Raw genomic sequence first — 14,246 nt, 5'->3', positions numbered from 1 at the left:
TTACCCTAGTAGTAAGAAGCAAAAGAGAGAATGTGCCTTACTATTAGGGTTTTTTATTTATAAGAGCAGGAAAACCTACTTCTAAATATTCAGTTCTGAAAAATCGGTCTTTATATTCTTTGGGAGTAAGTCCATAGGTCTTACGAAAGACTTTTGTAAAATAGCTTTGTGAACTAAAAGCAAGAACTGAGGCGATTTCTGCATAACTGATGTCAGAGTAAAGCAGCATGTTTTTTGCAGCTTCCATACGGCGGGAAGTAATATATTGAGAAATAGTCTGGTTCATTTCCTTTTTAAATAAATCAGAGAGGTATGTTGGATTGAGCCCGACATGTTCCGCTAAAATTTCAATCGTTATTTTTTCATGAAGGTGATAGTAAATGTAATCAATACAGAGAATAATGTGGTGTGAAAATACACATTTTTTATTAAGGTTTGACAACTTGCAGGAAAAGAAAGTAAACATTTCTCTGGCAAGAGACAGCACACTATCTACGTCTTCACATTTATCCATTTGCTGGATGTATAAATCGCTAGTGATAAAGGCGACTTCTTCTTCCATTCCCTTTGAAATGGCAAAACGGGTAATTAAAGTAACGGCGGCTATAAATAAATATTTATTCTGTTTAACTAAGTCATCTGAAAGATGTCCGACAAATTTACTTGTGAACATAGACATAGATTTTTCGATTGCCTTTGCATCCCCAGTTGCCAGCTGTTCATGAATACGCATTTCCTCATCATATCTGTGGTGCCGTACATCCTGTTCTCGGTTTAGGAATTGTTGGTAATAAATTTTTTTATCGTTCATATTATTGTAGCCCTTTCGATTGAAATAGTGAATATGCACAAAAATATTGACAAAAATTTATAAGAACTAAACAAAATGCACTTCACATGAAAATTATATCATAAATCAGAAGATTTTAATATACCTGTTCGAGAGATTTTGATAATATAGCCTCAACAACAGAAAGAGGTTATCAAGGAGATAGGACAAATGAAATGTTTAGCGTGTGATTTTGGTGGAAGTTCAGTGAAATATGCAGTTGTCAATCAGGAAGCGGACATGGAATCGACGGGAAAGATACCAGCACCATTAGAATCGGAAGAGGAATTTGTTGAAACGGTAAAAAAATTGTATGATCAGTATCGAAAGGATATTGACGGAATTGCAATCAGTCTGCCGGGATATATCAATCCAGATGAAGGTGTTTTAATCGGTTCTGGGGCATATAAGCCATTATATAGTAAAAATATTGTCGATTTATTAAGACCTGTGTGTCCGTTACCGATTACAGTTGAAAATGACGGGAAATGCGCGGCGCTGGCAGAAGTTTGGAAAGGGGCTCTGGAAGGGTGCAAAGACGGGGCGGTAATCATACTAGGGTCAGCGATTGCCGGAGGAATTATCAAAGATGGAAAGATTCATAGCGGGCGGGATTTTGCCGCAGGGGAGGTTTCTTTTCTTGTGACGAATCCGGAAGAACACAATGTACTGGGATGTGCTTTTATGTCAGCGGCAATGCACGGTTTGACTTACCGCATGTGCAAGGCGAAAAATTTAGATTTTGGCGTTCAGGATTCAGCAATATTATTACAGGAAATTGATTCCCAGGTAATGATGCCATATGCACATCCGGAAAACGAGTTGAAGAAAATTAAAGCAGACGGAGTGCAGATTTTTAAATGGCTTTCAGAAGGGGATTCGGATGCAGAGGAGATCTATAAGAACTTTATAAGAAGCTTAGCGGTGGTAGTAAATAATATACAGGTATGTTATTCCCCGGAAAAAATCGCCATAGGCGGAGGATTAAGTTTAGCAGGACGTATTTTTGAAGATTTAAATGAAGAATTGGAAAAATATTATGAAGGAATGCAGTTTGGCAAGGAACTGCGGGCAAAAGTAGTAAAAAGCCGTTATCTGAATGACTGCAATCTGATAGGTGCTACATACAACTATATACAGCGTATAGGTAATTCTGGCATGACAAATGCCTGATTTATAAAAGAACTACTAAGAAATGAAAGAGAGGAAACAAAAATGGAAGAGAAAAAGACAAACATGTATCCTTATCGTCCGCCTAAAAAGTATCCCCAGAAGGATTTATATGGAAGAGCAAGGGTGTACCTCATGTTTTATAAGGATTTAAAACGTTTTCAGAAATTTTATACCACATTGTTCGGGTGGGATATGATTGAATCACCGGAGGCGGCAAGCGGGATTCCCGTGGGAAGCGAGCACCCGACAATTTTAATCGGGACAGGCCCGACACAGCCGGATTATGAGGGAGCTGTTCCGGGACATATGAATTTGTTTGTGCCGTGGGCGCCTGGAAAACTGGAAGTACCAGGATTTATGATGGAAGCACATTTTGGGCGTCCTTTGGAAGAAACAATTCAAAAGATATTAGATCACGGCGGTACGCTGGTGGAAGATAAAAATGTTTCCGTCTTGGCAAAAACACCAGTAGATAAAGATTATTGCTGGGAATTTGCGGCGGTATTAAAAGATCCGGCAGGAAACTTTTTATATTTGTGGCAATGCCCGTCCTGCCGTACATGGGAAGAACCAGAAACAGAATACGATAGAGAGTGAGGATAAAGAAGATGGCGAAAAAAATATATACATGTTTTGCATGTGGATTTCCAATGGCATTTGAAGAAACAGAAGTACCGAACTATTGCAGCGGATGTGGAGCACCAAAAGAACAGTTCTTAGTTGAACCGTGGTGCGGAAGTATTGAAAAAAGAAGAATTCATGTTGACCCACCTGCTCCGGAAGAAAACAGAGATCCAATGGATTTATCCTTCCATATTCCAAAAGATTTTTCCAGCCTGAAAGGCCACGGCAGAATTAGAAGATGGGTAATGGGATATGACGACCCGCAAGAGTTAAAAGATTTTTATACAGATGTATTTGACTGGGATATTATCAACACGGAACATTCAGATCCGGAACAACCGATAATGTATTGTGCGACGGGACCCGGTACGGAGGACTGGGAACCAGCCGTAGCATCAATGGGATACGGTTACTTGATTCCAAAGACAGGGAATGAGGCAGAGCCGGCACCGTCATTTGTAGTTGAAGTAAAAGATATAGATGATATTTTAAAACAGGTGCCCGGTTTAGGCGGAAAGGTAATCCGGGGCAGATACCAGTTCGAGGGTGAAGATTACGCAGTAATTCAGGATTCGGAAGGAAACAGGTTTTACATTTGGGAAGTAAAAGAATAGCAGATTGAAGGAGGAAACATGTTAAGAAAAGACTTTCTGTGGGGAGGCGCACTGTCGGCCCACCAGTTTGAAGGCGGTTTGAAAGGGACTTCAAAAGGATTGAGCGTGGCAGATGTCATGACAGCTGGCTCTAACACCACGCCGAGACAGATTACAGACGGCGTTTTAGACGGTATTTACTATCCTAATCAAGAGGGAATTGATTTTTACCATCACTATAAAGAAGACATTAAGCTGTTTGCAGAAATGGGATTCAAATGCTTTCGCACTTCGATTGCATGGTCGCGCATTTTCCCGCGGGGAGATGAGGCAGAGCCAAATGAAGAAGGGCTGTCATTCTATGATAACGTATTAGATGAACTTTTGAAATATGGAATAGAACCTTTGATTACACTTTCCCATTTTGAGATGCCGTATTATCTTGCGAAAGAGTATGGGGGATTTTCTAATAGAAAGACAATTGAGTTTTTCCTTCGTTTTGCAGAAGTGTGTTTCCAAAGATACCGGGATAAAGTGAAATACTGGCTGACATTCAATGAGATTAATAACCAAATGCACTATAAGAGAGATGCTATATATGGCTGGACGAATGCAGGGGTAATATATGGAAAGGAGGAAAATCCGGATAAAGTACTTTATCAAAGCATTCATCATCAGCTTGTAGCAAGTGCGCTGGCAGTAAAAAAAGGACATGAAATTAATCCAGACTTTATGATTGGAAATATGATCGGCATGGTTCCGGTATATCCTCTTAACAGCAAGCCGGAAAATGTAATGCTGGCAGTTCAGAAAATGCGGGAAAAGTGGCTGTTTAGTGATGTACAGTGCAGAGGGCACTATCCAGCTTATATCAGAAAAAAGTTTGAGGCTGATGACTGTATGCCGGATATGACAGAGGCAGATAAAAAGGCGTTGAAAGAGGGCTGTGTGGATTTTGTTAGTTTCTCTTATTATATGACAGAAACAGTAGATACAGACAGTCCTTCGGAAGACAAGACGGTGAAAAATCCATTTGTAAAAGAATCAAATTGGAATTGGGCAATCGACCCGGAAGGACTTAGATATGCACTGAACTTATTTTATGAAAGATATGAAAAGCCGATATTTATTGTAGAAAATGGATTTGGGGCGGTTGATATATTAGAAGAGGGCGGCTCGTGCCATGATACATACCGGATTGCTTATTTAAAAGCGCATATTGAACAGATGAAAAAAGCGGTTGAAGAAGACGGTGTAGAACTCCTGGGATATACAATGTGGGGCTGTATTGACTGTATTTCCTTTACAACAGGTGAGATGAAAAAGAGATATGGTTTTATATATGTGGACAGGGACGATTCTGGAAATGGTAGTTTAAAAAGAATAAAAAAAGATTCTTTTGAGTGGTATAAGAAGGTAATTTCAAGTAATGGAGAAAAGCTATAAAGAAATGTAAGGGAGGTGTTAGAAATGTCAGAGGAGGTTCTTCTGAAAGTAGAAGGATTAAATAAATCGTTTGGTCCTACAAAAGCAGTTGTAGACATGAGCATGGAGATTTATGCCGGAGAGGTAAGAGGGCTGATTGGCGAAAATGGAAGCGGAAAGTCAACAGTGACGTCTATGATTGCCGGATGTCTGAAGCCGGATAGCGGGACAATGGTAATGAATAACCGGACGCATGCCCCCAAGAGTATGCTGGATGGACGTTCGGCAGGCGTGTGCATGCTTCTTCAGGAAAAGGGGACAATCAACCATCTGTCTGTTGCGGAAAATATATATCTTGGAAAAGAAGACCAATTCCGGCGCATGGGAATTATTAACCGGAGCAAAATGAACCGCGGGGCGAAAAAGGTTTTAGAAAGTATTGGTCTGGCGGAGGTAGACCCTTCGCATCCGATTGATGAGTTGAGTTTTGAGGACCGCAAGCTGGTAGAGGCAGGTATGGCAATGAAAGAAGATCCGCAGATTTTGATTGTGGATGAAACGACAACAGCTTTATCGCAGAACGGACGTGAAGTTATTTACCGCATTATAAGAGAGATGAAAGAAAGCGGGCGGAGCGTTATCTTTATATCCCACGATTTAGAGGAATTAAAAAATGTCTGCGATAATATAACCGTTATGCGGGACGGTTCTTATGTGACGACTTTATTTGGTGAAGATATTACAATAGACGCCATGAGAAGGAATATGATTGGGCGGGATTTAGACGGCAAGTATTATCGGAATGACTACGAGGATAATTACGACCATGATACCGTCATGTTGAAAGTAGATGATGTACATCTGGGAACAGCGCTCAAAGGAGTTTCCTTGAAATTGCACAAAGGAGAGATACTGGGAGTTGGCGGTCTTACAGATTGCGGGATGCATGATTTATGCAATGTGGTGTACGGCTTAAAAACGCCAGATTCCGGAAGTGTCAGCCTTCCGCAAAAAGGTGTTGAGATACGCAACTCGACAGACGCAGCAAAGAACGGCGTGGGATATGTACCAAAAGACCGGGAACTTGAGGGACTAATGCTGGCGGCGAGTATCAAAGATAATATTGCGCTTATGTCAATGGATAAGATAAAAAAGGGAATATTGGTTACACCGGGTGCGGTGAAGAACCTTGCTGAACAACAGGTAGAAATGTTAAGTATTAAAATAGGCGGACTAGAACTTCCAGTTTCCAGTCTAAGCGGTGGGAACAAACAAAAGGTAGCGATTGCAAAGAATACGGCAAATGACGTGGAAATTTTAATTATGGACTGCCCGACCCGTGGAATTGATATTGGTGTAAAAGCCGCCATTTACCGTCTGCTGGAAGAGTTTAAGGCGCAGGGTAAGGCTATCCTGATGGTATCGGAAGAACTGCCGGAATTACTGGGCATGTCGGATAACCTGATTATTATGAAGGATGGTAAGATAACCGGGAAAATCAAGCGTAGTGCAGATATATCGGAACATGACGTAATCGAGAAAATGATTTAGGAAGGTGGGAATCATGCAGAAAGCAAAAAAGAAAATAATTACGAAAGATATGGTGAGAACGTATTTGCCAGTTACGGCGTTGATTGTTGTAATTGCTGCATTTGCCCTCCTAAGTCATGGACAAACACTAAAAATCAGTAATATTATGAGCATATTACTGCAATCTTGTACATATATCATTGCAGGTCTGGGGATTATTTTTACAATGTCTCTCGGAAATATGGACATGTCTTTAAATGGAATTATCTGCCTTGCTGGTGCGCTGGGACTTTTGGCGTCAGAGGCGGCACAGGACTGGATGCTGTTTCCGGTTATCATGCTGATTGCAGTTATCGCCGAGATTTTAATAGGAGTAATTAATATTGTACTGGGTGTAAACAGTGTAATTGGTTCGTTTGCAGTGGCATTTTTGGGAACAGGCATTGCGAATTATATTATTGGAAAAAGGACGGCAGGGCTAAGCCTTCCCAGCGTATTCAGCGGTTTGTACAGCAAGACTTTGTTCTATATTATTACATTGGCAGCGATTATTATTATGGTGATTCTGTTTCACTATACGAAGCTGGGAAAGTGGGCAATGGCGATTGGGTCAAATCCCAATGCAGCAAAAGCGTCTGGTATCAATGTAACGAAGTATAAAATTTTGGCATACTTGGCAGCGGGAATCATGATGGGAATTACAACGCTGATGATTGTGGTCCGTTCCGGTTCGGCAGGAGCAACGTTAGGTGCGGGATTTCATGTCACACTTTTGCTTATGATGGTAATCGGAGGAGCTTCATTGACAGGTGGAACAAAAGAAAAGATATTCAGCGTAATTGTGGGCGTGTTTATGCTTTTGTTTTTGGAAAATGGTCTGACTGTTTTAGGGGCAGATCCGAATATGATCGGTTTGATTGAGGGAATTATATTTTTGGTTTCTGTTACTTTGACCTTTGACCGCGACGGAGTTCCATATATATTATAAAACACGATAAAGAAAGGAAGAAAAAATGAAAAAGAAATTGGCTTTCATCTTAGCAACAGTAATGACAATAGCTTTGGCAGCCGGATGTGCAGATGATATATCCACTACGTCCGATACAGAAATTACAAAAGAGTCTTCCGACGCAGATTATCTGCTTGGGGCGATTATATGGTCAACAGACGACGGACTGGGCGCTGCGTCAAAAGAGGCAATTGATACAGTTGCAGAGGCATTGAATATAGATGTGATATACCGTACAGGTGGTTTTGACGCAGAGGCGCAGACCACAGATATTGAAAATTTGATTGCAGCAGGCGTAGACGGTATTTTGATGACGCCATTGGTTGACGCCTCTATTGACGAATATATGAAGGTGTGTGAGGATGCAGGAATTCCAATGCAGATTATGTTCCGAAACATCATTGATGAAGAGGCATATGATTACTGTATGTCCAGCGATTTGTTTGCAGGGTATGTCGTAGAGGATGAGGCTGCTGCGGCAGTAGATATGATAGATAAATTGGTTGAGGATGGATGTACTACAATCGGACTTTTAAACCGTGAGGCTGGAAACGGCGTAGTAGACCGCCGTCAGCAGGGGGCTATAGAATATTTGGAAGAAGAGGGAATTGATTATTATACAACAACATTGTCGTCCACGGCAAGTGCAGCAGACGCGGCGGATTCGACAGCACAGCTGCTTGTGGCATATCCGGATATTGACGGGCTAATTTTATCATCAGGATCGAATGGCGTAATTGACGGTGTGGTTAATTACTTAAAAACGACAGATATAAAGCTGACAAGCTTTGATACACCGGCGGATATTGTTTCCTCTTTTGACGCAGGAAACTTGTCAATGTTGACGACAGGTGCGCAGATTGACCCGGTTTATGCCATGATAAATTTATATAATAAGTTGGAAGGAACTCCATTTTCCGAAACGCCGACAGAGATAAATTCCAATTATATTTATCTTAAAAACGCAGAGGACACGGAGATGTACAACGAATACTTCGATACATTTAAGACCTATACAGCGGAAGAGATTGTAAATCTGACAACAATGGATTATGAATCATTCTTAGAGGAAGTAAAAAGTTACAGTTTACAGTCGGTTTCTGAATAACTGAAAGGGATATAGGTGAAGAGTGGCTATGAAGAAGAATATCCTTTATAAAATAAAAAATTTAGGCTTTGCACTTTTAATTCCAGTTATATTATATGTTCTGTTATTAATGGTTGTCCCAAAAGCAATGGGCGGTACACAGATATTTTCTATTTTGTATCAGGCAGCATTGCCGGCAGTTCTTGCGTGGGGCGCCGCCTTTGCCTGCAAATTAGGGTTATGGCATTTTGGCATTGGAGCAAATGTAATCGCGGGGGTAATACTTGGTGCCGGGCTTGGCAATCGGTTAGGTGGAGGTACAGCTGTGATTGCGGTGTGCGTAATTGTAACAAGTACCTTGCTGGGACTGATTATGGGTTTAATCTATGTATGGATAAAAGTTCCGTCGATTGTCGCAACAGTCGGCTGTATGTTAGTACTGGAGAGTATAGCGGCTCTTGCCTGGGGCGGGGGAGGAGTAATGGTAGAGAGTACATTCGGTGTACTAAATGAAACTCCAGTGGTAATAGGCTGTACATTGTTCTGCTTTCTGATTGCCTATGTCGTCTATACATACACGAAATTTGGGTTTAATCTAAAAGCGATTTCAAATAACATAAACGTGGCGGAGCAACAGGGAATTAATGTAAACAAAGTCAAAGTGTGTGCATTTGTCCTGGTAGGGCTTTTCTGTGGATTTTACGGGACGTTGACGCTTGCAAGGTCATTTGTGCAGAGCCCGCTTACGAATATGAGTAGTATGGATTTGGTTTTCAGTGCATTTATTTGCTTTTTTGTAGCAAATGCGCTGGAAAAAAGAGTGAATCTGGTTGTTGGCGTATTTATAGGTTCTCTTACAGTCCAGCTAATTAAATTTGGTATAGTTGCATTGGGGATTCCGGGGCAGTTTAACAACGCGGCAGTTGCGATTGCATTGTTAGTATTCTGTGCAATGAGCAGTGAAACGGAAATTATGATGAAATTCAGAGCTAAAATAAAGAGAAGAAATTTATAAAAGTTTAACAAGAAACTTATATACTTGACTTTAGAATGGAGCTATAAATAAAAACAGCAATTAGAAAAGGGGATACAGAATGTTGGGTATAATTGCAGGTATTTTTACTACATGTGCGTTTATTCCTCAGGTGGTTAGAGTAGTCCAGACTAAAGAAACAAAATCTATATCTTTACTTATGTATTGTATATCAGTAACAGGTTTGTGTTTATGGATTATTCATGGACTTGTGGTGAAAGATATATCAGTATCAATAGCAAATTTTTTAACACTGATATTATCAGCTATTATACTTATATATAAAGTTAAATACAAGTAGTTGTAATAGAATACGAAATTATGTATTGCAAATGTCAAAAAGAAGGTATTACTTGATTAAATAATTTTGTAATACCCTCTTTTAATATATAACTTATAGTATATTTAATTTAATACATTGTAATCAGGAGAATTTATTTCTGGAATCTCATTTTTATCTGCACTGATACTCAGATAAAATTCGATATTATTTTCGTTGGAGATTTTATGCAGCTTCTGAAGAAAAGCAGGCAGACTTTCTAATGTAATATTTGCCTGTTTAAGAACACTGTCAATGAAAATTGCTTCGATATCGTGGTTGCCAGCTACCATACCGTACAGGAACCCTACAAACTCTTCCAGAGTTAGAATGTCTTTATAATCTGCCATACGGATTGCACGTATATTAAAATCTACGGTGTAAGTATCTTTATGGCTTTTTTTAATTAAAACTACGTTTCCATTGGATGTTTTTACCTTTTCATTAGCAAGGTCTATCATTTGTTGTGTTTTTCCGCTGCCTCTTGGGCCTGTTATTAAATTTACCATGGCGAATCTCTCCTTTATGTATGTATTTTTGAGACTTCTCACCTCTCAAATATCTTATGTTTATTATACACTAAAGCAGTACATGGAACAACTAAAAAAAGGATAAAATAACAGAAAATAGTAACAGTTCAGCCCGCGCCATTCGTAAAACCGCACTGCGTGCTTATCGTGGCTGCCGCCACTGTTTTACTCATTGATGGGCGCTCATCTCATACAGATGTACGCTCGCAAAAACATGCAGGCATGTTTTATGCTTCCCGCACACTGTATGGCTGAGCTGTTACAGAAAATAAGGGGAGAAATGTAATGAGAAAAGTTCTCAAAAACATATATTGAAAAGGAATCTGATACGTGATAACATGAAATCAATTGAAAATCATTCTCAATATTGAGGAGGGAATTTATGCCTGCGGAAGTATTATCCTATTTCCTGAAAAACAGCAACCAGAAATTGCGTCTGAAATTTCAGATTGTACTTCAGTGTGCTCCTTTTCTGAAGGGATTGAAAATTTCTTGCGTGATTTCTGTAGAAGATGCGCTCTATGATGGATTGGAGGAAATATTCCAGGAGATGGATATTTCGTATCGGAAACTATGCAGCATGGACGGGAAATGCCTTGTCCTTTTTTACCGTTCTAAGGAGTTGGAAGCATATATGATGCGTCCAGATATAAAACTGCTGTTGGAAGAATATGGGTATCAAAATCAGAATATGGAAGATTGCCTGTTAAGATTGTCCGAAAGAGTATGCACATTTTCCGAGAATGGAATGGGGTTTCCACATGAAATAGGAATATTTTTGGGTTATCCGGTAGAAGATGTCAGAGGCTTTATTGAAAATGAAGGACAGAAATATCTGATGATCGGCTATTGGAAGGTATATAAGAACCTGTCAAGAGCAAAAATGATTTTCAATGAATATGACCGTGCAAAGGACTGTGCGGTAAATGAATTTCTGACCGGAAAGAGCATCCGGGAAATTGCTCAGTATTAGAATAACGGAGGTATTATAACATGAGCGTATCAGTAGTATATTGGAGTGGAACAGGTAATACACAGACAATGGCTGAGGCGGTGGCTAAGGGGATTGAAGAAGCAGGCGGACAGGCAAATCTCATGGAAGTAGGATCTGCGGATGCCGCTGTCATTGCACAGGAGAGCGCATTTGCTCTGGGCTGCCCTTCAATGGGAGCAGAACAGCTGGAAGAAAGTGAAATGGAACCATTTGTTGAAGCTTTGGAGCCGTTGGTATCCGGAAAAACAATTCTGCTGTTTGGATCCTATGGATGGGGAGACGGAGAATGGATGAGAGACTGGGCTTCCAGGATGAAAAATGCAGGAGCAGTTCTTGTAAGGGAAGAGGGTATTATTGCGAATGAGGCGCCAGATGATGAGGCACTGGCAGAGTGCGAGAATGCTGGCAAAGAATTGGTGAAATAATACAAAGAGAAAACGAAAATTCATCATTGACAAAATCTTTCCCCTTCGCATATGATAAGATATCGATAAAATTTTTCAACAGATGAATAAAGGGGAGAGAAGGAATATGAACATAAATACTCTGACTGGGATTTTAATACCGTTTGCCGGGACCACTCTTGGCGCGGCAATGGTATTTTTTATGAGAAAAGAAATGAATGAGATGCTGCAAAAACTCTTGCTGGGATTTGCATCAGGGGTTATGATTGCAGCATCTGTATGGTCTCTTCTGATTCCATCGATAGAGATGGCAGAACAAGAGGGAGGGATTGCCTGGGTACCGGCGGCAGGAGGCTTTCTTTTAGGAATGGGATTTTTGCTGGTGTTGGATACGCTTACTCCACATCTTCATTTTACAGATGAAAAACCAGAAGGCGTTCCGGCGCATTTAAAAAAAACAACGATGCTTGTCCTGGCAGTGACCTTACACAATATACCAGAGGGAATGGCAGTAGGAGTTACTTTTGCAGGAGCCTTGACGGAAAATAGTGTAATGACAATGGCAGGTGCATTTGCACTGTCTGTCGGAATTGCTATCCAGAATTTTCCGGAAGGAGCGATTATCTCTATGCCTTTAAAAAGTCAGGGGATTTCAAAAGGAAGAGCCTTTATATATGGGGCACTTTCGGGGATTGTAGAGCCAATAGCGGCGGTGATTACGATTCTTCTGACTGGTTTGATCGTTCCACTCCTGCCATATTTACTTTCCTTTGCGGCAGGGGCCATGATCTATGTTGTTGTGGAAGAATTAATTCCGGAAGCGCAGACAGGGAAACATTCTAATATCAGCACAATCGGAGTGGCTTTTGGCTTTGCACTGATGATGGTATTAGATGTGGCTCTTGGTTAGTATAAGAAAGCATGTGCTGAACAAAAAGGACAAAATGAGTCTGACAGTGAAAACAGTTAGACTCATTTTTTGTGGACATTTGGAAAGTGATTTGCCAGGCAAAGACGTACAGCGACAAAAAATACTTGCAATCCTTTTGACAGAGTGCTATCCTTTACTATGGTGTGTTAAAGCACAAAAGAATAAACTCAGGAGAGTCTCTTAAAAAGAGCGCCGAAGGTGTACGCAGTCTGAACAGACTGTTAATCTCTCAGGCAAAAGGATGGAGGAAGAAAAAATGTTTGCACAAATTGACGCAGTAATCACGTGGATTGACGACAGAATATGGGGGTTGCCGTTAATCATTCTAATTCTGACAACAGGATTCTATCTTACAGTTCGATTAGGGCTTCTGCAGATCAGACATCTTAAAAAGGCCCTGAAATTCATGGTAAAAAATGAAGAAGGCGGACATGGAGAAGTGACCAGCTTTGGGGCGCTTTGTACAGCATTGTCCGCAACGATCGGAACCGGAAATATTACAGGAGTTGCAACTGCGATTGCAGCGGGAGGACCGGGAGCGCTGTTCTGGATGGTCGTGGCGGCATTTTTCGGAATGGCGACGAAATATGCGGAAGGGCTATTGGCGATTAAATACAGGACGATTGACAAAGACGGTCATGTACTTGGCGGCCCGTTTTATTATATTGAAAATGGCATGGGGAAAAAGTGGAAGTGGCTTGCCATGATTTTTGCTTTTTTTGGCGCCGGTGTAGGTCTTTTTGGAATTGGTACTTTTACACAGGTCAACAGTATTGCATCTGCTGTAAAGGACTTTTTTGACCCACAGACGGTTTATGCGGTTGAGTTGTTCGGAAAGGAATATTCCTGGGCGACTGTAATTACCTGTATCATTCTCACAGTATGCGTAGGTTTGGTTGTAATTGGTGGAATTAAGAGAATTGCAAAAGTATCGGAGATAGTGGTTCCGTTTATGGCAGTACTCTATGTAGCTCTGGCACTGTTAATCATTATTACCAATATTTCACTTGTGCCGGAAGCAATTGTGTCTATTGTAAAATCTGCATTTACAGGAAGTGCGCTGGCGGGTGGAGCAATGGGAAGTATGATTGTAGCAATGCAGAAGGGAATTGCCAGAGGTATTTTTTCTAATGAGTCTGGTCTTGGAAGCGCTCCGATTGCGGCGGCAGCGGCTATGACAAAAGAGCCGGCGCGCCAGGGATTAGTTTCTATGACAGGAACATTTATTGATACGATTATCATCTGTACAATGACAGGACTTTCCATTGTAATTGCCGGTACCTGGATGAATCCAGAGTTAGAAGGCGTGGCGATTACAATGGCGGCATTTGAAAAAGGACTGCCGTTCCCGCCTGCAGTTGCCTCCTTTTGCCTGATGCTGTGCCTTGTATTTTTTGCATTTACTACAATTTTAGGGTGGAACTATTATGGGGAACGCTGTATTGAGTATATGTTTAATAGAAATAAAAAAGCAGTCAAGACGTACCGCTGGTTGTATATTCTTGCAGTATTTATTGGACCTTATATGACAGTGGCGGCTGTCTGGAATATCGCAGATATTTTCAATGCGTTGATGGCATTCCCGAACTTAATTGCTCTGCTTGCGTTAAGCGGTGTTGTAGTGAAAGAATCCAGGGATTATTTTTCCAGATTAAAGGAAAAATAACAGAAAAGAAGTAACCGTAGAAAATTACAGAAAAGAAGTAACCGTAGAAAATTACTTGACTTATTTTAACATACTACTTATAATGAGAAAGAATATTGT

The 14,246-nt window shown here is 40.6% G+C and carries 15 protein-coding genes, 1 riboswitch and 1 other annotated feature (1 of these 17 running past the window's edge); of the genes, 13 read left to right on the top strand and 2 right to left on the bottom strand.

What is annotated here, in order from left to right:
• Positions 1-43: 43 nt before the first annotated feature.
• Positions 44-811, bottom strand: a complete 768-nt coding sequence (locus tag ACZ5C4_RS12040; RefSeq protein WP_464521201.1) for an AraC family transcriptional regulator — start codon at positions 809-811, stop codon at positions 44-46.
• Positions 812-1,000: 189 nt separating this feature from the next.
• On the opposite strand from ACZ5C4_RS12040, the gene ACZ5C4_RS12035 reads away from it, so the two are divergent.
• From ACZ5C4_RS12035 to ACZ5C4_RS11995, 9 genes are all read left to right on the top strand, one after another.
• Positions 1,001-2,002, top strand: coding sequence for an ROK family protein (locus ACZ5C4_RS12035; RefSeq protein WP_464521200.1), 1,002 nt, complete (start codon positions 1,001-1,003; stop codon positions 2,000-2,002).
• Between the two features lie 42 nt (positions 2,003-2,044).
• Entirely contained in the window at positions 2,045-2,599 is a 555-nt protein-coding gene (locus ACZ5C4_RS12030) for a VOC family protein (RefSeq protein ID WP_464521199.1), read from the top strand.
• An 11-nt stretch (positions 2,600-2,610) separates the two neighbouring features.
• Entirely contained in the window at positions 2,611-3,240 is a 630-nt protein-coding gene (locus ACZ5C4_RS12025; RefSeq protein ID WP_464521198.1) for a VOC family protein, read from the top strand.
• A gap of 18 nt (positions 3,241-3,258) precedes the next feature.
• On the top strand, positions 3,259-4,665 hold the full coding sequence (locus ACZ5C4_RS12020) for a 6-phospho-beta-glucosidase (RefSeq protein WP_464521197.1): 1,407 nt from the start codon (positions 3,259-3,261) through the stop codon (positions 4,663-4,665).
• 24 nt (positions 4,666-4,689) lie between these two features.
• Positions 4,690-6,195, top strand: coding sequence for a sugar ABC transporter ATP-binding protein (locus ACZ5C4_RS12015; protein ID WP_464521196.1), 1,506 nt, complete (start codon positions 4,690-4,692; stop codon positions 6,193-6,195).
• 13 nt (positions 6,196-6,208) lie between these two features.
• Positions 6,209-7,162: an ABC transporter permease gene (locus tag ACZ5C4_RS12010; protein WP_464521195.1), complete on the top strand. Its 954-nt coding sequence runs from the start codon at positions 6,209-6,211 to the stop codon at positions 7,160-7,162.
• 25 nt (positions 7,163-7,187) lie between these two features.
• Positions 7,188-8,291 carry a sugar ABC transporter substrate-binding protein gene (locus tag ACZ5C4_RS12005; protein ID WP_464521194.1) on the top strand — a complete coding sequence of 368 codons (1,104 nt, stop codon included), beginning with the start codon at positions 7,188-7,190 and terminating at the stop codon, positions 8,289-8,291.
• 28 nt (positions 8,292-8,319) lie between these two features.
• Positions 8,320-9,285: an ABC transporter permease gene (locus ACZ5C4_RS12000; protein WP_464521193.1), complete on the top strand. Its 966-nt coding sequence runs from the start codon at positions 8,320-8,322 to the stop codon at positions 9,283-9,285.
• 79 nt (positions 9,286-9,364) lie between these two features.
• Positions 9,365-9,604: a SemiSWEET transporter gene (locus tag ACZ5C4_RS11995; RefSeq protein ID WP_464521192.1), complete on the top strand. Its 240-nt coding sequence runs from the start codon at positions 9,365-9,367 to the stop codon at positions 9,602-9,604.
• Between the two features lie 104 nt (positions 9,605-9,708).
• Here the strand turns inward: ACZ5C4_RS11995 and ACZ5C4_RS11990 are convergent, their stop codons facing one another.
• The gene (locus ACZ5C4_RS11990) at positions 9,709-10,131 is read right to left on the bottom strand and encodes a hypothetical protein (protein WP_186874092.1); all 423 of its coding nucleotides are present in this window, start codon (positions 10,129-10,131) and stop codon (positions 9,709-9,711) included.
• 403 nt (positions 10,132-10,534) lie between these two features.
• On the opposite strand from ACZ5C4_RS11990, the gene ACZ5C4_RS11985 reads away from it, so the two are divergent.
• The 4 genes from ACZ5C4_RS11985 to ACZ5C4_RS11970 all read left to right on the top strand — a co-directional run bounded on the left by ACZ5C4_RS11985 (position 10,535) and on the right by ACZ5C4_RS11970 (position 14,147).
• Positions 10,535-11,125, top strand: a complete 591-nt coding sequence (locus ACZ5C4_RS11985) for a DUF3793 family protein (RefSeq protein ID WP_464521191.1) — start codon at positions 10,535-10,537, stop codon at positions 11,123-11,125.
• Positions 11,126-11,145: 20 nt separating this feature from the next.
• Positions 11,146-11,571 carry a flavodoxin gene (locus ACZ5C4_RS11980; RefSeq protein WP_464521190.1) on the top strand — a complete coding sequence of 142 codons (426 nt, stop codon included), beginning with the start codon at positions 11,146-11,148 and terminating at the stop codon, positions 11,569-11,571.
• A 106-nt stretch (positions 11,572-11,677) separates the two neighbouring features.
• Entirely contained in the window at positions 11,678-12,460 is a 783-nt protein-coding gene (locus tag ACZ5C4_RS11975) for a ZIP family metal transporter (protein ID WP_464521189.1), read from the top strand.
• 179 nt (positions 12,461-12,639) lie between these two features.
• A riboswitch (glycine riboswitch) is annotated at positions 12,640-12,736 on the top strand.
• Between the two features lies 1 nt (position 12,737).
• On the top strand, positions 12,738-14,147 hold the full coding sequence (locus ACZ5C4_RS11970; protein ID WP_464521188.1) for an alanine/glycine:cation symporter family protein: 1,410 nt from the start codon (positions 12,738-12,740) through the stop codon (positions 14,145-14,147).
• Between the two features lie 97 nt (positions 14,148-14,244).
• Positions 14,245-14,246, top strand: a binding site (T-box leader) (it continues 258 nt past the right edge of the window).

It is taken from the genome of Mediterraneibacter flintii (genome assembly GCF_055387595.1).
Note: the sequence above shows the minus strand (reverse complement) of the source record. Positions and strands in the feature narration are given on the sequence as shown.

Bases quoted from the DNA above. Each gene is read 5' to 3' on its own strand.
- ACZ5C4_RS12035 (WP_464521200.1), top strand. From the start codon at position 1,001: ATGAAATGTTTAGCGTGTGATTTTGGTGGAAGTTCAGTGAAATATGCA.
- ACZ5C4_RS11970 (WP_464521188.1), top strand. From the start codon at position 12,738: ATGTTTGCACAAATTGACGCAGTAATCACGTGGATTGACGACAGAATA.
- ACZ5C4_RS12010 (WP_464521195.1), top strand. From the start codon at position 6,209: ATGCAGAAAGCAAAAAAGAAAATAATTACGAAAGATATGGTGAGAACG.
- ACZ5C4_RS11980 (WP_464521190.1), top strand. From the start codon at position 11,146: ATGAGCGTATCAGTAGTATATTGGAGTGGAACAGGTAATACACAGACA.
- ACZ5C4_RS11990 (WP_186874092.1), bottom strand. From the start codon at position 10,131: ATGGTAAATTTAATAACAGGCCCAAGAGGCAGCGGAAAAACACAACAA.
- ACZ5C4_RS12000 (WP_464521193.1), top strand. From the start codon at position 8,320: ATGAAGAAGAATATCCTTTATAAAATAAAAAATTTAGGCTTTGCACTT.
- ACZ5C4_RS11985 (WP_464521191.1), top strand. From the start codon at position 10,535: ATGCCTGCGGAAGTATTATCCTATTTCCTGAAAAACAGCAACCAGAAA.
- ACZ5C4_RS12040 (WP_464521201.1), bottom strand. From the start codon at position 811: ATGAACGATAAAAAAATTTATTACCAACAATTCCTAAACCGAGAACAG.
- ACZ5C4_RS12025 (WP_464521198.1), top strand. From the start codon at position 2,611: ATGGCGAAAAAAATATATACATGTTTTGCATGTGGATTTCCAATGGCA.
- ACZ5C4_RS12015 (WP_464521196.1), top strand. From the start codon at position 4,690: ATGTCAGAGGAGGTTCTTCTGAAAGTAGAAGGATTAAATAAATCGTTT.
- ACZ5C4_RS11995 (WP_464521192.1), top strand. From the start codon at position 9,365: ATGTTGGGTATAATTGCAGGTATTTTTACTACATGTGCGTTTATTCCT.
- ACZ5C4_RS12020 (WP_464521197.1), top strand. From the start codon at position 3,259: ATGTTAAGAAAAGACTTTCTGTGGGGAGGCGCACTGTCGGCCCACCAG.
- ACZ5C4_RS12030 (WP_464521199.1), top strand. From the start codon at position 2,045: ATGGAAGAGAAAAAGACAAACATGTATCCTTATCGTCCGCCTAAAAAG.
- ACZ5C4_RS11975 (WP_464521189.1), top strand. From the start codon at position 11,678: ATGAACATAAATACTCTGACTGGGATTTTAATACCGTTTGCCGGGACC.
- ACZ5C4_RS12005 (WP_464521194.1), top strand. From the start codon at position 7,188: ATGAAAAAGAAATTGGCTTTCATCTTAGCAACAGTAATGACAATAGCT.